The organism is Mycetocola zhujimingii, assembly GCF_003065425.1.
In the GTDB taxonomy this organism is placed as follows: Bacteria; Actinomycetota; Actinomycetes; order Actinomycetales; family Microbacteriaceae; genus Mycetocola_A; species Mycetocola_A zhujimingii.
This window is the reverse complement of record NZ_CP026949.1, coordinates 188,120-210,269: the sequence shown is the minus strand read 5'-3', so window position 1 is coordinate 210,269 and position 22,150 is coordinate 188,120. Positions and strand designations below refer to the sequence as shown.

Genomic DNA, 22,150 nt, shown 5'->3' with positions numbered 1-22,150 from the left:
GGCTCATGAATGAGCGAGCAGGCACCCCAGCAGCTGAATCCGACCTCGTCGACGTCCCGGCGCTTATCGAGGCATACTTCGAGAAGCAGCCGGATGTGTCGATCCCCGAGCAGCGCGTCGTTTTCGGAACCAGTGGACACAGGGGCTCGTCCCTCAACACGGCTTTCAACGAACACCACATCGCCGCGACCACCCAGGCGATCGTCGAGTACCGGGCAGCCCAGGGAATCACCGGTCCCCTGTTCATCGGCTCCGATACCCACGCGCTGAGCCACCCGGCGCAGACCACCGCACTCAAAGTGCTGGTGGGCAACGACGTGCGTGTGCTGGTCGACGAGTTCGACGACTTCGTGCCGACCCCGTCACTCAGCCACGCCATCCTCAAGTACAACAACTCGGGCGCAGAGGAACAGGCCGACGGCATCGTCGTTACGCCGAGCCACAACCCGCCGGCGGACGGTGGCTTCAAGTACAACCCGCCGCACGGTGGCCCGGCAGACAGCGATGCGACGAGCTGGATCGCCAACCGTGCGAACGAGATCATCGCGAACGGCATGGTCGATGTTCAGATGGCCGAGCCGAGCGCCGTCGAAACCTACGATTTCCGCACGAACTACGTCGACGACCTCGCGACCATTATCAACATGGATGCCATCCGCGAGTCCGGGATCCGGATCGGGGCAGACCCGCTCGGAGGGGCGAGCGTGTCGTACTGGCAGGCGATCGCCGACAAGTACAACCTCAACCTCACAGTGGTGAACCCGGACGTTGACCCGACCTGGCGATTCATGACCCTCGACTGGGACGGCAAGATCCGCATGGATCCGTCGAGTTCGTTCGCGATGGCATCCGTTCTCGCGCACAAGGATGAGTACGACATCCTCACCGGCAATGACGCGGATGCCGACAGGCACGGCATCGTGACGCCGGACGCCGGCCTGATGAACCCCAACCACTTCCTCGCCGTCGCCATCGATTACCTCTACCGCAACCGCTCCGGCTGGGATCAGGGCGCCAAAATCGGGAAAACCCTGGTTTCCAGCTCCATCATCGACCGCGTGGCCGACTCCCTCGGCCGCACCCTCTGGGAGGTGCCGGTCGGGTTCAAGTGGTTCGTCCCCGGACTCATCGACGGCTCCGTCGGATTCGGTGGCGAGGAGAGCGCTGGCGCGAGCTTCCTGCGTCTTGACGGAACCGTGTGGACCACAGACAAGGACGGCATCCTGTTGTGCCTGCTCGCGGCGGAGATCCTCGCCGTCACGGGCAAAACCCCGTCTGAGCTGTACCGGGAACTCACCGACAAGTTCGGCGACCCCGTGTACGAGCGGGTGGATGCAGCGGCAACGAAAGCCCAGAAGGCAGCGCTCGGAAAGCTGGATGGAGCAGCGATCACGGCGACCGAACTGGCCGGGGATCCCATCGTCGCGAAGCTCAGCACGGCACCAGGAAACGGTGCGCCCGTCGGCGGGGTGAAGGTCGTGACCGAGAACGCCTGGTTCGCCGCTAGGCCGAGCGGGACCGAAGACGTGTACAAGATTTACGCTGAGTCGTTCCGGGGCGCGGAGCACCTGAAGCAGGTCCAGGCCGAGGCGAAACTCATCGTCGACGCGGCGCTCGGCGGCTAGCTCACGCGCCGAGCGCCTCAGCTGCGGTCAAGAACATCCGGCGCAACCGGTGCTTTGGGCCGGAACTGAGGCTCTCGGCAGCTGGCTACAGGCCGAGTGCGGCCAGTTCCTCGTCCATGCGCTCGGCGATCTCGGCGTATCCCTCGTCGTTGGGGTGGATACCGTCGACCGACATCCATTCCGGGTGGCCCTCCAGCCACCGTGAGGCTCCCTCGATGTAGTCCGCGTCGACTCCGACGGCGGCATCCCGCACCCAGCCGATGATGGTGCCGACGGTTTCCGGTCTCTCATCGGTGTACCAGAACGGTTCGACGACCACGAGGCGGGCGTCAGGAAGCTCATCCGCGAAGGTTCCCAGGTCGCCCTCGATGGCCTGCTTGAGATCGTCGGCCGCGGTCGGCGGAGCAAAGTTGTCGTTGAGTCCCATCGTGACGATGACGATGTCGGGTTTCTCGTTGACGATGAGCCCGACGAGGTCCTCGGGGAGACGGTCGCGATTGTTCACGAAACCGAGACCGCTCACGCTCGGGTTGAACTCGGTCCAGTTGCGGTCGGCGGCGATGAGCGTCGACCAACGGAGTGACGGATCGCTTGCGCCAGCACCTTGCGTGTAGGAGTCGCCGTAAAAGGCCGCTACCGGCTGCCCGGAGTCCGGTGATGACAGCCCCTCGTCGGCCGCAGAACACGCGACGAACCCTGCCCCGATACCGGCGAACGCAAGCGCGAGGAGCACGCGTTTCGTTTGGTTTATGCGGGGCATATGCTGTCCAATCCCGAGCCGGGGTTAGGCGGGGATGCTCCAGAACCACGCGGTACCACCCGGGTGCTCGACGGTGATGGTGGTGTCGAGGTCCCTGTAATCGAAGTCCTTGTTGTGCCCGACCAGCTGGACCACGGTCTTGTCACCCTCGACAAACACCTTCGACACGATCATGACGTGGTCGGGAGTGTCATTGAGGTTCCAGTCGAACATGGCGACGTCGCCGACCTTCACCTTGTCCCGCTCCTCGATGGACAGCCGGGTAGCCTCCGGCCCTTCGGAACTGGCGAACCAGTCGTCCATGGCGGGCACATATCCCCAGGCGGGCGTCCAGTCAGCACCGGCCCGATTGTTGTGCCACGCATCGGACTGCTCCCAGCCGCGTTCGATCAGGGTTTGGCTGACGAAGTTGGCACAGTCGCCACCGACCGGGTTGAGGTTGCCCCACTCGGCCTCGTTGTACGCGCTCCAGTGGGTCATCGCGTATGACATCTGGGCGTCGATGCCGGTCTCTACCGCATAGGTCAGCGGCACGGGTGACCCGATCGGCGTCTCGCCGTCGAGCACGACGACATCGGCGGCGACAGGCTGGTAATTGGCGGCCGCGGGAGCCACGAAGGTCAGTGTCGTGTCATCCTTCACCGTCACATCCGACGCGGGAACCCCTCCGACCGTCACGGCCGTTGCCTTCTTAAGCCCGGTGCCGGAGACGGAAACCGTCGTTCCGCCGGTCACCGATCCGGTCGCCGGCTCCACTGCGCTGACCTGGCTGACCACGTTGGGCGTTGCGGAGACAGACGGTTGCGGGCGATCTCCCGTTGCATCCGTTGGTGCCCCTTGTGTTGCGCACCCTGCAACGAGTGCTCCCACCGCAACAATGCCCGCCAGTACCGTGATGCGGCGCTTTCTGACGCGGGGGCTGACGGACGGGAACGGGTTCTGCACAAAAAATCCTTTGGTTGAGAGCTAAATCCCATGGTAATCGACCCGGGTGAGAGAGGCCCCGTGACACTCGCCCCGCTGGATCTCCCACCGCGCGGCTCCCTCCGCCGTCGGTCGAGGAAAACGCGTGACGGATGCCGCGACTCACGAGCGGTGAAAGAAATGCTTGACACGCACGCGATGTGTCGCGTAGCTTGGCCGGTAATTCGTGAGAGCGCTCTCAGCGCCCAAAATGAGAGCGCTCTCAGGAGTGCACCAGTCCACACACACAAAGGAGTGATCGTGAACCTCTCACGCCGCACCAGGCTCGCGTCCGGCATCGCCGGCGCCGCAGCCTTTGCTTTAATCGCCACCGGCTGCGCCTCAGACGGCGCCGGCTCTGCTGACGGAAAAATCGAACTGTCCATCACCACGTTCGGCACTTTCGGCTACGACGAGCTCTACAAAGAGTACGAAAAAGCCAACCCGAACATCACCATCAAGGCCGACAACATCGACACAGGCGGAAACGCCCGCACGGATGCCTTCACCAAGATCTCCGCCGGTTCCGGCCTCACTGACATCGTCGCGATCGAAGAGGGCTGGCTCGGACAAATCATGGGGGTATCCGACCAGTTCGTCGACCTCAACGAGTACGGCGCTGCCGACATCAAAGACAACTGGGTGCCCTGGAAGTTCGAGCAGGGGACAGACCCCGATGGCCGTGTCATCGGCTACGGCACCGACATCGGCCCACAGGGCCTCTGCTACAACGGCAAGCTCTTCGAGGCCGCCGGCCTGCCGAGCGACCGTGAAGCGGTCGCCGAGCTCTTCGGAGGCGACGACGCGACCTGGGAAAAGTACTTCGAGCTCGGCGAGCAGTACAAGGCAGCAACGGGCAAAGCCTGGTACGACCACTCGGGCTTCGTCTGGAACTCCATGGTCAACCAGATGGACGAGGGTTACTACACCAGGGATGGTGACCTGAACATCGAGGACAACGCCGAAATGCGTGAGCGTTTCGACCAGCTCGCGGCCGGCACGGCAAACGGCCTCTCGGCCAACCAGACCGCGTGGGACTGGGGCAAGGGCAAAGCATTCGTTGATGGCTCCTTCGCCACCTTCGTTTGCCCGGGCTGGATGCTCGGCACCATCAAGGGATCCCTCGAGTCCGGCGGCGGCGATGCCTCGACCGGCTGGGACTTCGCCGATGTCTTCCCCGGCGGAGCGTCCAACTGGGGTGGAGCGTTCCTCTCGGTACCCACCTCATCGGAACACCCTGAGGAAGCCGCTGCCCTCGCCGAGTGGCTGACCGCACCCGAGCAGCAGGTGAAGCAGTCCGCCGCGGCCGGCAACTTCCCCAGCACCATCGAAGCGCAGGAGAAGCTCGCAGAGGAGGCCACTCCGAACGAGCTGTTCAACAACGCCCCGACCGGAGCGATCCTCGCCTCACGCGCCGAGGGAGTTGAAGCCCAGTTCAAGGGACCTGACGACTCGCTTATCCAGGAGAACGTCTTCGGCCCCGCGCTGAAGCTGCTCGACACGGGCAAGACCACGAGCGCCGACGAGGCATGGGATGAAGCCATCTCGCTCCTCAACGACCTGGTCGTCAATAACTAGCAAGCACCCGACCAAGAGGCCCCCGGATCCGTCCGGGGGCCTCCACCTGGACGCGAGAACATGACAAGCACACTGAACCGGCCGCCGGTCGAGAGTCCATCTCCCCGCGCGTCGCGCACGCCCAAGAAGGCGCCCATGTCGATGAAGCACCGGTTGAGTGCCCTCGATGTGAAGGCCTCCCCCTACCTCTACATCGCCCCATTCTTCATCCTCTTCGCCATCGTCGGCCTGTTCCCCCTGGTCTATACGTTCGTCGTATCGCTGTACGACTGGCACCTGCTCAAGGGGCAGGGCGAATTCGTCGGGCGGGGGAACTTCACGGCCGTCCTCGGAGACCGTTTCTTCTGGAACTCGCTGTTTAACACGGTGAGCATCTTCTTCCTCTCCTCAATTCCCCAGCTCACCGCTGCCGTCATCATCGCCGCGGTGCTGGATCAGAACCTGCGGGGGAAGACGTTCTGGCGGATGAGCGTGCTCCTGCCCTACGTCGTCACCCCGGTCGCCGTCGCGATGATCTTCTCGAACGTCTTCGGCGAGGAATACGGACTGATCAACAACATCCTCGAGAGCTTCGGCATTGATCCGATCATGTGGCGCAACGAGACGCTGCCAAGCCACATCGCGATAGCGACGATGGTCAACTGGCGGTGGACGGGATACAACGCGCTGATCCTGCTCGCAGCGATGCAGTCGGTGCCTCGCGACATCCACGAATCTGCCGCTCTCGACGGCGCCGGGGCTCTCCGCCGGTTCTTCAGCATTACCCTCCCCTCGATTCGCCCGACGATGATCTTCGTCATCATCACGGCGACGATCGGCGGCCTGCAGATCTTCACGGAGCCCCGCCTCTTCGACCCGGTCACGGCCGGCGGATCACAGCGGCAGTTCCAGACCACCGTGCTCTATCTCTGGGAGATGGCGTTCTTCCGCCAGAACTTCGGCAAAGCCTCGGCCATTGCCTGGCTGTTGTTCCTGCTCATCGTGATCTTCGGCGTGATCAACTTCCTGCTGTCCCGCAGCATCGCGACGGCAGAGGGCAGAGGCGCGAAAGCACGAGCACAGCGTCGCTTGCTCAAGGTCCGCCAGCGCGAAGCGCGGGACGCCGTGAAGCGCGGCGCCGCAACCTCGGCCGTGACGCTCCCCGCGCCCGGCCACGCCAATCCGACAGACCCACCAGCACCGACAGCAGAGAGGGGTAACCGATGAGCGCGAACACCCTCACCCGCCAGACCGAGACTCCTCCGAGCCTGCCCACGCGACGCAAAGCGAAGTTCTTCGGGATCGACAAGCGCCCAGGGTGGCTGACCTACACGCTCCTCGGCGTGTTCTTCCTCTCGTCGGCCTACCCCCTGTGGTGGTCGTTCGTCATGGGCACCCGAAGCAACGCCGCGTTCGGCTCGACCTGGCCCCCGCTCCTGCCGGGAGGAAACTTCTGGAAGAACGTCGGCGAGGTCTTCGACACCGTGCCGTTCTGGCTCGCGCTCGGCAACAGCGTGCTCATCTCGAGCATCATCACGGTGTCCGTCGTCACCTTCTCGACACTCGCCGGTTATGCGTTCGCCAAACTCCGATTCAAGGGCCGCGACGGCCTGATGCTCTTCGTCATCGCGACGATGGCCATTCCGACCCAGCTCGGCATCATCCCCCTGTTCATGGTGATGAGGACGCTCGGCTGGACCGGAGAGATCGGTGCGGTGATCATCCCGACCCTCGTCACGGCGTTCGGTGTGTTCTTCATGCGCCAGTATCTGGTCGACGTCATCCCGGACGAGCTCATCGAGGCGGCCCGCATGGATGGTGCCAGCATGATCTCGACCTTCTGGCACGTCGCTGTCCCCGCGGCCAGGCCAGCGATGGCGATCCTCGGCCTGTTCACCTTCATGACGGCGTGGACCGACTTCCTCTGGCCCCTCCTGGTCCTCAACGCGAGCAACCCGACGCTGCAGACGGCACTCAGCCAGCTGCAGTCGGCGCGGTACGTCGATTACTCGATAGTGCTCGCTGGGGCCATCATGGCTACAGTCCCCTTGCTCATCCTCTTCATCGTGGCGGGCAAACAACTCATTTCAGGCATTATGCAAGGAGCAGTGAAAGGTTAATGGCACTCAACTTTCCCCCCACCTTTATCTGGGGGTCGGCTACCGCTGCGGCCCAGGTCGAAGGGGCAGGCCACGAGGACGGCAAGGAAGACTCGATCTGGGATGCTTTCGCTCGCGTTCCGGGAGCCATCGCCGGCGGCGATGATCTCGAGGTCGCCGTCGACCACTACCACCGCTACGCCGGTGACGTCGCAATCATGAAGAAGCTCGGCCTCGACTCGTACAGGTTCTCGACCAGCTGGGCGCGCGTCGTACCCGGCGACCGCGAGCCGAACCAGGCCGGACTCGACTTCTACTCCAGGCTCGTCGATGAACTCCTCGGTGCCGGCATCCTGCCCTGGCTGACCCTCTATCACTGGGACCTGCCGCAGGCGCTCGAAGAGAAGGGCGGATGGGCAAACCGCGACACAGCCGAGCGCTTTGCCGACTATGCCGAGACCGTCTATGGCACTCTTGGCGATCGGGTGAAGAACTGGACGACGTTCAACGAGCCATTCTGCTCCTCCCTGCTCGGGTATGCCTCCGGTGTGCACGCACCCGGCCGGCAGAACCCGAACGACGCCGTCGCCGCGATCCACCACCAGCACCTGGCCCATGGGCTGGCCGTGAACCGGCTGCGTGGGCTCGGTGCAGAGCAGATCGGCATCACGCTCAACCTGTCGAACGCCATCCCGCTCGATGCCAACGACCCTGTTGATGTCGAAGCAGCTCGCCGGTTCGACGTGCTCCAGAACCGGGTGTTCCTCGACCCCATCGTCACCGGCGCATACGCCGATGACACGCTCAACGACCTCGAGCAGTTCGGTCTGCGTGACGTCATCCAGCCGGGCGACATGGAGATCATCGGAACGAAGATCGACTTCCTCGGCGTCAACCACTACCACGACGATCAGGTCTCGGGGCACCCGGACGATTCAGGAACCGACGGTCACTCCGGAGCGACCGAACGCGACATCAAGTCGTGCTGGATCGGATCCGAGTACATCACCTTCCCGACCCGCGGCCTGCCGCGCACAGCGATGAACTGGGAGGTGAACCCCTCCGGCCTGCACAAGTTGCTGGTTCGACTGGGCCGCGAGTACCCGAACATGCCACCGCTCTTCGTCACGGAGAACGGCTCGGCATACCAGGACGTTCTCGAGGGCGGCCGCGTGCACGACGCCGAGCGCACGCAATACATCGTTGACCACGTTCAGGCCGTGTCGGACGCCATCGCCGACGGCGCGGACGTTCGCGGTTATTTCGTCTGGTCCCTCCTCGACAACTTCGAGTGGTCGTGGGGATACGACAAGCGATTCGGTATCGTCCGCGTCGACTACGCAAGCCAGGAGCGGACGATCAAGGACTCGGGACTGGCATACGCAGAGATGATCGCTGCCGCCAAGACCGTGGAACTCGCGCACTAGAGTGGGACGACCGAGGGGGTGACGCGGATGACAACGCAAGACATCGAACCGACACGCGCGCCAGCATCCGCCGGGCAGTCGCCGACGCTCGAAATGGTTGCTGCCCGCGCCGGAGTGTCGCGCGCAACGGTGTCACGCGTCGTCAACTCCTCCCCCAAAGTGACAGCGGAGGTGGTCGCGCTCGTCCAGAACGCGATTGCCGAGCTCAATTACGTGCCGAACCGGGCCGCGAGGTCGCTGGCCAGTCGAAAGACCCAGGTCATCGCCCTCGTGGTCCCGGAGTCGGCCGCGAAGGTCTTCGACGACCCGTTCTTTGCCTCGGTGGTTCAGGGCGTCGCCCTGTACCTGGCCGACACCGACTACACACTCAACCTGCTGATCGCGTCGGAGACCAAGTCAGACAAGACGAGGCGCTACCTGCTCGGTGGCAACGTCGATGGCGCCCTCGTGGTTTCGCACCACTCGGGTGACCACTCGTACACCCGCCTGGGGCAGCAGTTGCCGATCGTTTTCGGTGGCCGCCCGATCAACCCGGAGACCGCGGAGGGGCACTACGTCGACGTCGATAACGTCGCCGGCGCCCGCGTGGCCACCCAAAGACTCATCGAGCGCGGATGCCGCTCAATCGCGACGATCGCCGGTCCGCAGGACATGCCGCCCGGCATCGACCGCCTAGCCGGCTGGCGTGAGGCCCTCGCTTCCGCCGGCATCGATGACTCGCTCATCGAGTACGGCGACTACTCACCGGATGACGGCGCCGAAGCGATGCGGCGACTGCTCGCACGGGGTGTTCCGATCGACGGGCTCTTCACCTACAGCGACCAGCTCGCCGCAGGGGCGTATTCGGTGATCCGCGAGGCAGGACTGACGATCCCCGGCGATATCGCTGTCGTCGGGTATGACGATGACCGCTACGCGAGCACCATCGACCCGCCGCTCACGACGGTGAACCAGGCGCCTGCCGCGATGGGCGCGAAAATGGCGGAGATCGTCGTGCGACTGATCGACGGCGAAGAGATCGACACGGCGACGACCATGCCGACGAAGCTCGTCGCGCGCGACTCCGCCTGACGGGCCGCGCCGCCAGCGTCCAGCGCGATCGCGTTTCTCGTGCTGTGGCTGTTCCGAGCGCGGGGGAGCACAATAGAAGGAATAGCCCGGCGCCGTTTGCGCTTGACTGGAAGAGGCCTCGAGACACCGCGTTGCCTCGCCTCTTTCGTAATCCGACCCAAGATCGTGAGTTCCGCATGTCCCACCCTCTCGCAGCGACGACGGAGCTCAGCGGCTCTCTGACCGATGACGAGGTGCGCGTTCTCCGCCGCGATTTCCCCGCGCTGAACCAGAAGGTCAACGGCAACGACCTCGTCTACCTCGACTCTGGGGCCACCTCACAGAAGCCGACGAGCGTGCTCGACGCCGAACGCTCCTTCTACGAGCACGACAACTCAGCGGTCCACCGCGGTGCGCATACCCTCGCCGCAAACGCCACCGAGCTGTTCGAGAACGCCCGTTCCACAGTCGCCCGCTTCGTCGGCGCGCGCGACAACGAAATCATCTGGACCTCCAACGCGACGGAGGGCGTCAATCTCCTCGCCTACGCTTTCTCCAACGCCAGCCTCGGTCGTGGCGGTGCGGATGCCGCCCGCTTCGTCCTGAAGGCCGGCGACGAAATCCTGACCACAGAGGGTGAGCACCACGCGAACCTCGTGCCGTGGCAGGAACTCGCCGCCCGCACCGGTGCGACGCTGCGCTACATCCCGGTGAACGATGACGGCACGCTTCGGATGGAGGAGGCCGAACGGCTGATCACCGACCGCACGAAGATCGTCACGTTCACCCACGTCTCCAACGTCACCGGCGTCATCAACCCGGTCGAGACCCTCGTCCGCCTGGCACACGCCGTCGGAGCTTTCGTCCTACTCGACGCCTGCCAGTCAGCGCCGCATCGCACGCTCGACCTCGCCGCTCTCGACGTGGACTTCGCCGTGTTCTCCGGGCACAAGATGCTCGCGCCAACGGGTATAGGTGTGCTCTACGGCCGGGCAGAGCTGCTCGACGCGATGCCCCCATTCCTCACCGGCGGATCGATGATCACGACGGTGACCATGGAGGCATCCGGTTATCTTCCCGCTCCCCAGCGGTTCGAGGCCGGCACCCAGAAAGTCTCGCAGGCCATCGCACTCGCCGCCGCCGTCGACTACCTCACGGCGGTGGGCATGGACCGGATCGAGCGGTGGGAATCATCGCTCGGAGCACGACTCGTCGAGGGCTTCGACGCGCTGCCAGGAGTACGCGTGCTCGGGCCGGGTGCCGACGTGCACCGCGCCGGCCTCGCGAGCGTCGACGTCGAAGGGGTCCACGCCCACGACGTTGGCCAGTTCCTTGACGACCGCGGCATCGCCGTGCGGGTCGGTCACCACTGCGCCCAGCCGCTGCACCGCCGGTTCGGTGTCACAGCGTCGACCCGTGCGAGCGCGTATCTCTACAACACGACCGCCGACGTCGATGCGGCCATCGACGCCATGGGATCCGTCCGCGCATTCTTCGGAGTGAAGTAATGGCATCCGGAGATCTGGCAGGGATGTACCAGCAGGTCATTCTCGAGCACTCGCGCGAGAAGCACGGTTTCGGCCTGGAAGCCGAAGCGGATGCCTCGAGCCACCAGTTGAACCCCACCTGTGGTGACGAACTGACGATGCAGCTTCACCTCGACGGCGACGTGGTTCGGTCGCTCAGCTGGGAAGGTGCCGGCTGCTCCATTTCCATGGCATCCGCCTCACTGCTGCACGACCTGGCACCGGGACTCACGATCGACGAGATGCGATCACGGATCGACCTGTTTCGTGAACTCATGCACTCGAAGGGTGCTGGAGTCGACGACGACGAGCCACTCGGCGATGCCGTCGTGCTCGAGGGCGTCTCCAAGTACATGGCGAGAGTCAAGTGCGCCATGCTCGCGTGGGTTGCGCTCGAAGCCGACCTCGCCCAGCTCCAGAAGTAGAACCGGGCGAGGTACTGAGGGCTTACGCGAAGTGCGGCGTGACCTCTGCGGCGAGCAACTCGAGGTGATCGAGGTCCGAAAGGTCGAGAATCTGCAGGTACACGGTTTCGACGCCGTCGTCCTGCAGCGCCCCAAGCCGGTCGATGATCTCTGAGGGGGTTCCGGCCAGTCCGTTCTCGCGCAGCTCCCCGGTCTCCCGGCCGATTGCGGCAGCCCGCCTGGCGTACCCAGCCTCATCTGACGCGACGGCAGCGACGAACGCGGCGGAGTAGGTGAGGTCGTCCGGGTCGCGCGCGATGGCTTCACAGGCCCGGCGAACACCGGCGAACGTGGCGGCAATCTTGTCGAATGGCACAAACGGCGCGTTGAATTCGGTAGCGAATCGGGCGGCCATTGCCGGGGTGCGCTTGGGTCCGCCGCCACCGACGATCACGGGCACGCGGTCCTGAACAGGCTTGGGCAGCGCGGGCGAATTCACGAGCGAGTAGTGCTCACCGCTGAACGAATAGTTCTCTCCAACGGGGGTCGAGAACAGCCCTGTCACGATTTCGAGTTGCTCTTCGAGCATCCCGAACCGCTTCGGCGGGAAAGGTATTCCGTACGCGGCATGCTCTTCTTCGTACCAGCCCGTTCCGAGACCGAGTTCGACCCTGCCGCCCGACATCTGGTCGACCTGAGCGACCTGGATTGCCAGGATGCCCGGCGGTCGGTAGGTCACGCTCGACACGAGTGTGCCGAGTCGAATGCGTGAGGTCTCGCGAGCCAGTCCGGCGAGGGTGGTCCAGGCGTCGGTCGGCCCCGGAAGCCCGGAGAAGTGGTCGCCCATCTTCAAGTAGTGGTCGCTGCGGAAGTACGCGTCGAAACCAAGGCGCTCAGCTGCCTGTGCCACAGCGAGCTGGTCGTCGTAGGTTGCCCCCTGCTGTGGTTCGGTGAAAATCCTGAACTTCACTAGTCGCCTTTCTTGTCGTTGAGTGTTCGCCAATCCACGTCAGCTGCCGCGAGCCGGGCTCGCATGACGGCGATTGCTTCGGGGTTCTGATCGATCATGATGAAGCGCCGATCCAGCGTTGAAGCGACGGCACCCGTCGTGCCGCTGCCGGCGAAGAAGTCGAGGACGACGTCGCCTTCCCTGCTGGATGCCTGAATGATGCGCCGCAGAATCCCGACGGGCTTTTGAGTCGGGTAGCCGGTCTTCTCCCTGCCGGTGGGCGAGACGATCGTGTGCCACCAGACGTCGGTGGGGAGCTTGCCGCGCTCCACCTTTTCCGGAGTGACGAGTCCCGGAGCCATGTACGGTTCGCGGTCGACGGCATCCGAGTTGAAATAGTACGACTTCGGGTTCTTGACGTAAACGAGAATCGTGTCGTGTTTCGTCGGCCACTTGCTCTTGGACTTCGCTCCGTAGTCGTAGGCCCAGATCAGCTCGTTGAGGAAACAGTCACGGCCGAAGATCGCGTCGAGCAGCACCTTTGCGTAGTGCGCCTCACGATAGTCGAGGTGCAGGTACAGGGTGCCGTCGTCGGCCAGGAGTCGCCACGCCTCGAGGAGCCTGGGCTCGAGGAAGGTCCAGTAGTCATCGAACGTATCGTCGTAACGGCGCAGTTCTCCGCGGATGCGCTCGTAGCTCTTGCCCTTGAACCCCGTGCTGCCACCGTTCTCGACGCGAACGCTCGAGGTCACATGGCGCTGCTGTTCCCGTCCCGTATTGAATGGCGGGTCGATGTAGACGAGGGTGACGGATGCGTCGGGCAGGGTGGGCAGGATCTGGAGGTTGTCGCCCTCGATGACCATGTTCGCTGCTGGAGTGGGATCGGTCACGACAGACGGGCTGTTCACGACAGACGGCTCGTTCACGACAAGGGCGTCAGCCGTCTCGTCGGCGGTCACACTCACGGCACCCGATTCAGCCACGCGTCAGTGGCGAACTTGGACTCGACGAGAGCTTCAGCCTCGGCATATTCCTCGGGTGTTATGTCGCCGGGAACCGCATCGGTGAGGCTGACAAAGGTGGCCTTCATGCGCTCGATGATCTCGGCGCGGCTCAAACCGGTCTGGCTGCGCAGCGGGTCGACACGTTTCGCGGCCGACTTCGTGCCCTTGTCGCTGAGCTTCTCGCGGCCGATTCGGAGCACCTTCGCCATGAGCTCACCGTCCATGTCGTAGCTCATGGTCACGTGGTGGAGGACAGCTCCGTTGCCGAGGCGCTTCTGGGCGGCCCCGCCGATCTTGCCGCTCGGACTCGTGATGTCATTCAGCGGCTGGTATGTCGCCTCGATGCCGAGGGAGCGCAGTGCGGTGAGCACCCAGTCGTCGAGATAGGCGTAACTGTCCGCGAACGTCATCCCCTTAACCAGTTCCGCCGGCACGTAGAGCGAGTATGTGATGATCTGGCCCTTGCCCATGAGCATCGCGCCGCCGCCGGAGATGCGACGCACCACGTCGAATCCGTTGGCCCTGGCCTGTTCCAGGTCGACCTCGTTCCTGACCGACTGGAAGCTGCCGAGGACGACGGCTGACTCCTCCCATTCCCAGATGCGGAGGGTCGGCCCGCGGCGCCCTGCACCAACCTCGGCGGTGAGCACCTCGTCCAGTGCGAGGTGCATCCGTGGCGAGACCGGCTTCGAGTGGATCAGCTCCCACGGGAAGTCACGCCAGTCGGCGGCCCCGGAGAGCGAGCGGCGGATCGCGGTTGCGACGGCTTCAGGGCTGAAGCCGAGGAGGGTCGCTCCCTCAGGAAGACCGCGGCGGATCGCGGATGCCAGCGCCGTGGCATCCGTCTCGACCGGAAGGCCGTTGACGGCCCTGTTGATGTCTTCGAGAGCGCTGTCTGGCTCGAGAAAAAAGTCACCGGCGAGACGGAAATTGACGATCCGGCCCTCGTCGACATCGAGGTCGACAACGACGAGCTTGCCGCCGGGAACCTTGTACTCACCATGCATGTGTCCAGCCTAGCCGTGGCGGGCACACCAGGAGAGGGGCGCCGAATCGCGCGCGTTGGGTGACAATGGGGCTATGACTACTCTGTTTTTGGCCCGCCACGGCGAGACGGTCTGGCACGCTGAGCACCGATACGCCGGTACCGCCGACGTCCAGCTCAACGAGAACGGGTTACGCGAGGCCGAGACCCTTGCGGAATGGGCGAAGACTGCCCGCCTCGACGCGATCTACTCGTCGCCGCTGAGTCGCGCGATCCTCACCGCTGAGCCGAGCGCTCGGGCCACGGGAGAGATCGTCGAGACAGACCCGGATCTCATGGAGGTCGGGTTCGGGGTCGGCGAGGGGCGCACACTCGACGAGCTGCGGCCGACCTATGCCGCGGAGGTTGACGCCTTCGTCGCCAGACCTGCTGAGGCGATTCTGCCCGGCGGTGAGCAGGGACTTCACGGCATCACGCGATACCTTCGCGCGTTCGACAGGATCGAGGCCGCGTTTCCCCAGGGCCGCGTGCTCGTCAGCTGCCACGGCACGGCGCTCCGGCTGACGCTGTGCTCACTGATGGGCATCGACCCGAACCGCTATCGCGACCTCATGCCCGTCGTTCAGAATGGCGCCGTAACCACACTCGACTACACGGCGGGCAGGGCTCGGCTCTATGCATTCAACGTCCCCGCAAGTGCTGCTGCCCACCGGTACTGACGTCACACAGGGGCTCAGCGCACCACTTGAGTGTGCGCGTCGAGCCAGCCCACCAGGTCGGCGATGATCTCGTCGCGGTTCGTCTCGTTGTAGATCTCGTGCCGGGCACCCTGGTAGATCTTCAGCGTGACGTCGCTGAGCTTCGCCCGCTTGACGTATGCGTCACGCAACAGCGTCAGCCCACGTGTGCCACCGAGTGGGTCTTCCGAACCGCCCTGGATGAGCATCGGGATGTCGCGGGGCATCTGTCGCGGCGGAAGCCCGACAAGTACAAAAAACGCCTGCACCGGCGTCCACACCGGGTTCACGGCAATGTCGAAGTTGAACTCGTCGGCAGAGAATCCCTCCCACACGGACTCGTCCCGGCTGAGCCATTCCAGCCCGGTCGCCGTCGGTGATTTCCACCTGCGGTTGTAGTTGCCGGCTCCGACAACGCCAGGGACGGCGAGCGACGATCCGGACAGGACGACAGCGTCGTAAATGCTCGCACGATTGATGATCTTTTGCGCCATCATCGAGCCCCAGCTGTGCGCGAGCAGCACCAGGGGCAACTCTGAGTGCTCATCCCGAATCCGCTCGCCGACGAACTGTGCGGTGTCGATCGCGGCTCGAATGCTGCGATCGCCGAGTTTGCCCATTCCGAGGTGGTGGATTCCGGTCTGGCCGTGTCCGCGCTGATCGTGAGCGATGACTGTGTAGTCGGCCGCGTTGAGTTCCCTGGCGAGCGGCGCATAGCGGCGGGCGTGTTCACCCACTCCATGGCTCAGGTGGATGACGCCCTTCGGATTCGGCACCGACCAGGTGTAGTAGTAAATGGTGACCCCGTCGGCGTCGACCAGCGTCCTTGATTCGGGCGCCGTGGCATCCGTTCGCGTTTTATCCTCATCGGTCATTTCCATACTGTAACCGTCGCGACCCTCAACAGGGGGTTATTAGCATCACTAACGAGGTCTTTACCTTCGCTAACTACTTTGCTATCATGGACTCTCGTGGCAAAAACTATCGCTGAGCAGGCCTCCGACCTGCGGATGGCAACCTTCCGGCTGGCGCGTCGACTTCGTGCCGAACGCGCAGAGAACGAGCTGAGCGACGGGCAACTGTCTGTTCTCTTCGGCTTGCGCGCGGCGGGCACCCACACCCTCGGCGAGCTGGCCGAACGTGAGCGCGTATCGGCGCCGTCGATGAACCGCACGGTGAATTGCCTCGAAGAGTCGGGCTACCTGACGAGGGTTCCCGACGCCACCGATAAACGTAAAGCCAACATCCAATTGACGGATGCCGGCGTCGCGATCGTCAAAGCAACAGTCACCAAGAGGGATGCCTGGCTTCACCACCAGCTCCGCGCCCTCGATCCCGCCGACAGAGAAACCCTGGCCAAGGCCGCAGACCTGATGAGGAGACTCGCCACCCAGTGAGTGCAATGTTCCGATCGCTTTCGAGCTATAACTACCGCCTCTGGTTCATTGGCGCCCTCGTGTCCAACATCGGTGCGTGGATGCAGTCGACGACCCAGAGCTGGGTCGTGCTCACCGTATTGACCGACAACGACGCCGTTGCCGTCGGCATCACGATGGCCCTGCAGTTCGGGCCGCAGTTGCTGCTCGTGCCCATCACCGGGCTCATTGCCGACCGATTCGATCGGCGCAAGATCCTCATGATCACCCAGAGCGCGCTCATGCTGCTCGGTATCGCGCTCGGTCTCCTGCTCATCCTCGGCCACGCCGAGCTGTGGCACCTCTATCTCTTCGCGCTTCTCCTCGGCATCGTGAACGCGGTCGACGGCCCGGCGCGCCAGACGTTTGTGTCCGACCTCGTCGACGAGCACAACATGTCCAACGCCGTCGCTCTCAACTCCGCCTCCTTTAACGCGGCCCGCATGATCGGCCCAGCGCTGGCCGGCCTGCTCATCGTCGTGATCGGCTCCGGCTGGGTCTTCATCGTCAACGGGGCCACCTTCCTTGCCGTCCTGTTCGCGCTCTACAAGCTGCGTTCGAGCCAGTTGCGCACCGTGCCGCGGGCTCCCCGCCAGCGTGGGCAGCTCGTCGAGGGCTTCCGTTACGTCGTGAGCCGACCTGACCTCGGTGTCATCTTCGTCATCGTGTTCATCATGGGCGCGTTCGGCATGAACTTCCCGATCTTCGCCTCCACGATGGCGGTTGAGCTCGGTGGTGGCGCCGGCGACTACGGCCTGCTGTCGTCGATCCTCGCGATCGGCTCGCTCACCGGTGCCCTGCTCGCCGCGCGACGCGACCGTGCACGGATGCGGGTGATCATCGCCGCGGTCGGGCTGTTCTCCGCTGCCGCTTTCACGGCATCCGTCATGCCAACATTCTGGACTTTCGCGTTCGCCCTGATCTTCATCGGGTTCGCGACGGTCACCATGCTGACGACAGCAAACGCTTTTGTGCAGACCACGACGGATGCCAAGGTGCGCGGCCGCGTGATGGCGCTGTACATGGCCGTTCTGATGGGCGGAACGCCCCTCGGAGCTCCCATCGTCGGTGGCATAGCCAACGCGTGGGGTCCCCGATGGGCACTCGCCGCTGCCGGTGTCGCTGCATTCATTGCCTGCACGTTCGCGCTGACCTGGGCGGTTGCGGCACGACAGCTGAGGCTGCGTGTGCACCCGGACTCCCGCTGGCGCCTCGTCGTCACGCACGCCGGTCGCCCGCTCCCCGTGTCATCGATCGTGCCGGAGGACTTCTCGGAGGAGGTCGCGCTGACCTCGCCGATCTCCCTGCCCGATCTCGCACGCACATCGCGGCGTGACGCGAAGCGGTCGGCAGACAAGACCTCCGCCGCCGAGCGCCCGACCCCGACGGCGTCGAGCCGGCGCTAGCCCGGCCCGCGAGCCTTGCTCGGCCAGAAGCGGCTCGAGTCCGACCGCCCGAGCGACCGTTTCCGTCCGAGCGACGGACGCGGCGGCCATTCTGCGCCGACAGTACCTGGTCAACGGATGCCTTGCTCGGCCAGAAACGGCTCGACTTCGCGTACGTCAGCGACCGTTTCCGTCCGAGCGACAGACGCGGCGGCCAATTGGGCCGAGAGCACCCGGGTCGACGGGTGTCGCCGCAGCGTGGGACGGCTCCGGGCCTGGCGAACACCAAGCCGTCCCACGGGCAACCGATGTCTGAGGCGCGCGTAGGGATGCCCACGTGCACCTCGTGCCTTGCTCGGCCACAAACGGCTCGAATTCGTCCGCTCGAGCGACCGTTTCCGTCCGAGCAGCGGACCAGGCGACCCGTTGCGCCCGAGCAGCGGGTGATTGATCCCTTCTGTGCGCAACGTCTGGGCGGTGGGTGTTCGGGACCACGGGGACGGCTCCGAGCCGCGACAAACCCATTCGGGGCCCCACGGGTGACTCGTGCCTTGCTCGGCCACAAACGGCTCGAGTTCGTCCGCTCGAGCGACCGTTCTTGTCCGGGCGGTGTCGTGAGCGACCGTTTGTGGCGGAGCAGAGCGCGTTAACGACGAAATGCCACCCGGTGTGGGTGGCTTGAGTGCTTCGTGTGCGGGTGGTGGGTTAAAGACGAAGAGCCCGCTGGTGGGCGGGCTCGTTGCGTGTTGTGTGGGGTGTGGGTTAAAGACGAAGAGCCCACCCCTAGGGGTGGGCTCTTCTAAGTTAAGTCCGGCGGTGTCCTACTCTCCCACAGGGTCCCCCTGCAGTACCATCGGCGCAAAGAGTCTTAGCTTCCGGGTTCGGAATGTGACCGGGCGTTTCCCTCTTGCTATGGCCGCCGAAACAATTATTGACGTTAGTCAAATACTGAATCGAACAAACACATAATGTGTGTGTTCGGTTCTCGACCGTACATCGAGAACCACATAGTGGACGCTACGCATCGTGAATTTTATCGATCACGAAATTCGATTTACCTCAAAACTCATGCTCCACCACAAGGGTGGGATGATTGGTAAGTTATCGGCTTATTAGTACCGGTCAGCTCCGAGAGTCTTTAGTCCTCTCTTCCACATCCGGCCTATCAACCCAGTAGTCTAGCTGGGAGCCTCTCGCCCGAAGGCATGGAAATCTCATCTTGAGGCCGGCTTCCCGCTTAGATGCTTTCAGCGGTTATCCATCCCGAACGTAGCTAATCAGCGGTGCTCCTGGCGGAACAACTGACACACCAGAGGTTCGTCCAACCCGGTCCTCTCGTACTAGGGTCAGATCCTCTCAAATTTCCTGCGCGCGCAGCGGATAGGGACCGAACTGTCTCACGACGTTCTAAACCCAGCTCGCGTACCGCTTTAATGGGCGAACAGCCCAACCCTTGGGACCTACTCCAGCCCCAGGATGCGACGAGCCGACATCGAGGTGCCAAACCATGCCGTCGATATGGACTCTTGGGCAAGATCAGCCTGTTATCCCCGAGGTACCTTTTATCCGTTGAGCGACAGCGCTTCCACAAGCCACTGCCGGATCACTAGTCCCGACTTTCGTCCCTGCTCGACTTGTCAGTCTCACAGTCAAGCTCCCTTGTGCACTTACACTCGACATCTGATTGCCAACCAGATTGAGGGAACCTTTGGGCGCCTCCGTTACTTTTTAGGAGGCAACCGCCCCAGTTAAACTACCCACCAGGCACTGTCCCTGAACCGGATTACGGTTCGAAGTTAGATATCCAATATGACCAGAGTGGTATTTCAACAATGACTCCACCGACACTAGCGTGCCAGCTTCACAGTCTCCCACCTATCCTACACAAGCCACACCGAACACCAATACCAAGCTGTAGTAAAGGTCACGGGGTCTTTCCGTCCTGCTGCGCGTAACGAGCATCTTTACTCGTAGTGCAATTTCGCCGAGTTCGCGGTTGAGACAGCTGGGAAGTCGTTACGCCATTCGTGCAGGTCGGAACTTACCCGACAAGGAATTTCGCTACCTTAGGATGGTTATAGTTACCACCGCCGTTTACTGGGGCTTAAATTCTCAGCTTCGCCTTGCGGCTAACCGTTCCTCTTAACCTTCCAGCACCGGGCAGGCGTCAGTCCGTATACATCGTCTTGCGACTTGGCACGGACCTGTGTTTTTAGTAAACAGTCGCTTCCCACTGGTCTCTGCGGCCCTACCACGCGTCCCGGAGCAAGTCCGTTGACGTGTCAGGCCCCCTTCTCCCGAAGTTACGGGGGCATTTTGCCGAGTTCCTTAACCACGATTCTCTCGATCTCCTTGGTATTCTCTACCTGACCACCTGAGTCGGTTTGGGGTACGGGTGACTTGAACCTCGCGCCGATGCTTTTCTTGGCAGCATAGGATCATCGGATCTTGCCCTTACGGGCTCCCCTTCAGCTCTCAGCCTTATATGAGAGACGGATTTGCCTATCTCTCGGCCTACAACCTTGGCCTGGGACAACCATCGCCCAGGACCGACTACCTTCCTGCGTCACACCTGTTAATACGCTAACCGCACCAGCATAGGGTCGAGCGCTAGGCCCACCGTCTCACCCCGAAGGGATCAATCAGTGGGATTCAGACTCTTAGCATCACTGGATTAGCTTGGGCGGTTCTTCGTCAGTACGGGAATATCAACCCGTTGTCCATCGACTACGCCTGTCGGCCTCGCCTTAGGTCCCGACTTACCCAGGGCGGATTAGCCTGGCCCTGGAACCCTTGGTCTTTCGGAGGACGGGTTTCTCACCCGTCTTTCGCTACTCATGCCTGCATTCTCACTCGTGTGGCATCCACGGCTGGTTTACACCGCCGCTTCGCTCGCCACACGACGCTCTCCTACCCATCAATACGGCTGGACCACGAAGGCCTGCCTATAAATATCAATGCCACAACTTCGGTGGCGTGCTTGAGCCCCGTTAAATTGTCGGCGCGGAATCACTTGACCAGTGAGCTATTACGCACTCTTTCAAGGGTGGCTGCTTCTAAGCCAACCTCCTGGTTGTCTGTGCAACTCCACATCCTTTCCCACTTAGCACGCGCTTGGGGACCTTAGTTGGTGGTCTGGGTTGTTTCCCTCTCGACGATGAAGCTTATCCCCCACCGTCTCACTGCTGCGCTCTCACTTACCGGCATTCGGAGTTTGGCTGACGTCAGTAACCTTTTAGGGCCCATTAGCCATCCAGTAGCTCTACCTCCGGCAAGAAACACGCAACGCTGCACCTAAATGCATTTCGGAGAGAACCAGCTATCACGAAGTTTGATTGGCCTTTCACCCCTATCCACAGCTCATCCCCTCAGTTTTCAACCTAAGTGGGTTCGGTCCTCCACGTGCTCTTACACACGCTTCAACCTGGCCATGGATAGATCACTTCGCTTCGGGTCTAGGACATGCGACTGAATCGCCCTATTCAGACTCGCTTTCGCTACGGATACCCCTCACGGGTTAACCTCGCCACATATCACTAACTCGCAGGCTCATTCTTCAAAAGGCACGCTGTCACCCCAACAAAGGAGGCTCCAACGGTTTGTAAGCAAACGGTTTCAGGTACTATTTCACTCCCCTCCCGGGGTACTTTTCACCTTTCCCTCACGGTACTTGTTCACTATCGGTCATCTGGGAGTATTTAGGCTTATCAGGTGGTCCTGACAGATTCACACGGGATTTCTCGGGCCCCGTGATACTTGGGATACTCTTCACGCCATCACGAAATTTCGACTACGGGGTTCGCACCCTCTATGACCAGGCTTTCAATCCTGTTCGTCTATCACGCTCTGTAACGTCGCACCGGCGGCAGCCAAGTGCAGAAAAGTCCCACAACCCCGAACATGCAACCCCTGCCGGGTATCACACATGCACGGTTTAGCCTCTTCCGGGTTCGCTCGCCACTACTAACGGAATCACTGTTGTTTTCTCTTCCTGTGGGTACTGAGATGTTTCACTTCCCCACGTTCCCTCTACCCGCCCTATATATTCAGGCGGGAGTCACCAGGTAACCTTGCAGCCCCTGGCGGGGTTTCCCCATTCGGACACCCTCGGATCACAGCTTGTTTATCAGCTCCCCGAGGCTTATCGCAGATTACTACGTCCTTCTTCGGCTCCAGATGCCAAGGCATCCACCGTTTGCTCTTAAAAACTTGCCAATCACATGAGTTTTGAAAATCGAAAATCTATCTCGAAAAAATTGACCAA

Annotated in this window: 17 protein-coding genes and 2 rRNA genes; 11 read left to right on the top strand and 8 right to left on the bottom strand. The window is 62.7% G+C overall.

All coding sequences use genetic code 11. From position 1 onward, the window contains the following. Positions 1–5 precede the first annotated feature (5 nt). A complete protein-coding gene (pgm, locus tag C3E77_RS00975) occupies positions 6–1,625 on the top strand; it encodes a phosphoglucomutase (alpha-D-glucose-1,6-bisphosphate-dependent) (RefSeq protein WP_108389937.1) in 1,620 nt (539 codons plus the stop codon). A gap of 85 nt (positions 1,626–1,710) precedes the next feature. Here pgm and C3E77_RS00970 read toward each other — a convergent pair whose 3' ends face one another. Further along, a complete protein-coding gene (locus C3E77_RS00970; RefSeq protein WP_108389936.1) occupies positions 1,711–2,385 on the bottom strand; it encodes an SGNH/GDSL hydrolase family protein in 675 nt (224 codons plus the stop codon). 24 nt (positions 2,386–2,409) lie between these two features. Continuing rightward, positions 2,410–3,330 (bottom strand): amidase domain-containing protein, encoded by a 921-nt coding sequence (locus C3E77_RS00965; protein ID WP_108389935.1) that lies wholly within the window; start codon positions 3,328–3,330, stop codon positions 2,410–2,412. Between the two features lie 279 nt (positions 3,331–3,609). On the opposite strand from C3E77_RS00965, the gene C3E77_RS00960 reads away from it, so the two are divergent. The 7 genes from C3E77_RS00960 (at position 3,610) to sufU (ending at position 11,432) form a co-directional block, all read left to right on the top strand. Further along, entirely contained in the window at positions 3,610–4,926 is a 1,317-nt protein-coding gene (locus C3E77_RS00960; protein ID WP_108392888.1) for an ABC transporter substrate-binding protein, read from the top strand. Positions 4,927–4,986: 60 nt separating this feature from the next. Continuing rightward, the gene (locus C3E77_RS00955; protein WP_108389934.1) at positions 4,987–6,132 is read left to right on the top strand and encodes a carbohydrate ABC transporter permease; all 1,146 of its coding nucleotides are present in this window, start codon (positions 4,987–4,989) and stop codon (positions 6,130–6,132) included. Then, positions 6,129–7,025 carry a carbohydrate ABC transporter permease gene (locus C3E77_RS00950; RefSeq protein ID WP_108389933.1) on the top strand — a complete coding sequence of 299 codons (897 nt, stop codon included), beginning with the start codon at positions 6,129–6,131 and terminating at the stop codon, positions 7,023–7,025. The genes C3E77_RS00955 and C3E77_RS00950 overlap by 4 nt, the downstream gene beginning before the upstream one ends. Continuing rightward, the gene (locus C3E77_RS00945; protein WP_108389932.1) at positions 7,025–8,431 is read left to right on the top strand and encodes a GH1 family beta-glucosidase; all 1,407 of its coding nucleotides are present in this window, start codon (positions 7,025–7,027) and stop codon (positions 8,429–8,431) included. The genes C3E77_RS00950 and C3E77_RS00945 overlap by 1 nt, the downstream gene beginning before the upstream one ends. 27 nt (positions 8,432–8,458) lie before the next feature. Next, a complete protein-coding gene (locus C3E77_RS00940) occupies positions 8,459–9,502 on the top strand; it encodes a LacI family DNA-binding transcriptional regulator (protein ID WP_108389931.1) in 1,044 nt (347 codons plus the stop codon). A 176-nt stretch (positions 9,503–9,678) separates the two neighbouring features. After that, positions 9,679–10,989: a cysteine desulfurase gene (locus C3E77_RS00935; protein ID WP_108389930.1), complete on the top strand. Its 1,311-nt coding sequence runs from the start codon at positions 9,679–9,681 to the stop codon at positions 10,987–10,989. Then, complete coding sequence (gene sufU / locus C3E77_RS00930; protein WP_108389929.1) at positions 10,989–11,432, top strand: Fe-S cluster assembly sulfur transfer protein SufU; 444 nt, start codon at positions 10,989–10,991, stop codon at positions 11,430–11,432. The genes C3E77_RS00935 and sufU overlap by 1 nt, the downstream gene beginning before the upstream one ends. A gap of 22 nt (positions 11,433–11,454) precedes the next feature. Here sufU and C3E77_RS00925 read toward each other — a convergent pair whose 3' ends face one another. The 3 genes from C3E77_RS00925 to lplAB form a co-directional block, all read right to left on the bottom strand. Then, a complete protein-coding gene (locus tag C3E77_RS00925; RefSeq protein WP_108389928.1) occupies positions 11,455–12,381 on the bottom strand; it encodes an LLM class F420-dependent oxidoreductase in 927 nt (308 codons plus the stop codon). Next, the gene (locus C3E77_RS00920) at positions 12,381–13,223 is read right to left on the bottom strand and encodes a DNA-methyltransferase (RefSeq protein ID WP_108392886.1); all 843 of its coding nucleotides are present in this window, start codon (positions 13,221–13,223) and stop codon (positions 12,381–12,383) included. The genes C3E77_RS00925 and C3E77_RS00920 overlap by 1 nt, the downstream gene beginning before the upstream one ends. A 98-nt stretch (positions 13,224–13,321) precedes the next feature. After that, positions 13,322–14,371 (bottom strand): lipoate-protein ligase LplAB, encoded by a 1,050-nt coding sequence (lplAB, locus tag C3E77_RS00915; protein ID WP_108389927.1) that lies wholly within the window; start codon positions 14,369–14,371, stop codon positions 13,322–13,324. A gap of 73 nt (positions 14,372–14,444) precedes the next feature. Here lplAB and C3E77_RS00910 point away from each other — a divergent pair, with 73 nt between their 5' ends. Continuing rightward, positions 14,445–15,068: a histidine phosphatase family protein gene (locus tag C3E77_RS00910; protein WP_108389926.1), complete on the top strand. Its 624-nt coding sequence runs from the start codon at positions 14,445–14,447 to the stop codon at positions 15,066–15,068. Between the two features lie 14 nt (positions 15,069–15,082). On the opposite strand, the gene C3E77_RS00905 is transcribed toward C3E77_RS00910, so the two are convergent. Beyond that, positions 15,083–15,961, bottom strand: a complete 879-nt coding sequence (locus C3E77_RS00905; protein WP_108389925.1) for an alpha/beta hydrolase — start codon at positions 15,959–15,961, stop codon at positions 15,083–15,085. Between the two features lie 96 nt (positions 15,962–16,057). On the opposite strand from C3E77_RS00905, the gene C3E77_RS00900 reads away from it, so the two are divergent. Together C3E77_RS00900 and C3E77_RS00895 are read left to right on the top strand one after the other, a co-directional pair. Next, positions 16,058–16,483: a MarR family winged helix-turn-helix transcriptional regulator gene (locus C3E77_RS00900; protein WP_335583236.1), complete on the top strand. Its 426-nt coding sequence runs from the start codon at positions 16,058–16,060 to the stop codon at positions 16,481–16,483. 5 nt (positions 16,484–16,488) lie between these two features. After that, on the top strand, positions 16,489–17,907 hold the full coding sequence (locus tag C3E77_RS00895) for an MFS transporter (RefSeq protein ID WP_108389924.1): 1,419 nt from the start codon (positions 16,489–16,491) through the stop codon (positions 17,905–17,907). 787 nt (positions 17,908–18,694) lie between these two features. Here C3E77_RS00895 and rrf read toward each other — a convergent pair. Further along, positions 18,695–18,810: ribosomal RNA gene (rrf, locus tag C3E77_RS00890) — 5S ribosomal RNA — on the bottom strand. A 168-nt stretch (positions 18,811–18,978) separates the two neighbouring features. After that, positions 18,979–22,101 (bottom strand): 23S ribosomal RNA (locus tag C3E77_RS00885). Positions 22,102–22,150: the final 49 nt, after the last annotated feature.

Coding starts and splice junctions, on each gene's coding strand:
- C3E77_RS00940 (WP_108389931.1), top strand. CDS start 8,459: ATGACAACGCAAGACATCGAACCGACACGCGCGCCAGCATCCGCCGGG.
- sufU (WP_108389929.1), top strand. CDS start 10,989: ATGGCATCCGGAGATCTGGCAGGGATGTACCAGCAGGTCATTCTCGAG.
- C3E77_RS00950 (WP_108389933.1), top strand. CDS start 6,129: ATGAGCGCGAACACCCTCACCCGCCAGACCGAGACTCCTCCGAGCCTG.
- C3E77_RS00970 (WP_108389936.1), bottom strand. CDS start 2,385: ATGCCCCGCATAAACCAAACGAAACGCGTGCTCCTCGCGCTTGCGTTC.
- lplAB (WP_108389927.1), bottom strand. CDS start 14,371: ATGCATGGTGAGTACAAGGTTCCCGGCGGCAAGCTCGTCGTTGTCGAC.
- C3E77_RS00895 (WP_108389924.1), top strand. CDS start 16,489: ATGTTCCGATCGCTTTCGAGCTATAACTACCGCCTCTGGTTCATTGGC.
- C3E77_RS00945 (WP_108389932.1), top strand. CDS start 7,025: ATGGCACTCAACTTTCCCCCCACCTTTATCTGGGGGTCGGCTACCGCT.
- C3E77_RS00935 (WP_108389930.1), top strand. CDS start 9,679: ATGTCCCACCCTCTCGCAGCGACGACGGAGCTCAGCGGCTCTCTGACC.
- C3E77_RS00955 (WP_108389934.1), top strand. CDS start 4,987: ATGACAAGCACACTGAACCGGCCGCCGGTCGAGAGTCCATCTCCCCGC.
- C3E77_RS00910 (WP_108389926.1), top strand. CDS start 14,445: ATGACTACTCTGTTTTTGGCCCGCCACGGCGAGACGGTCTGGCACGCT.
- pgm (WP_108389937.1), top strand. CDS start 6: ATGAATGAGCGAGCAGGCACCCCAGCAGCTGAATCCGACCTCGTCGAC.
- C3E77_RS00905 (WP_108389925.1), bottom strand. CDS start 15,961: ATGACCGATGAGGATAAAACGCGAACGGATGCCACGGCGCCCGAATCA.
- C3E77_RS00920 (WP_108392886.1), bottom strand. CDS start 13,223: ATGGTCATCGAGGGCGACAACCTCCAGATCCTGCCCACCCTGCCCGAC.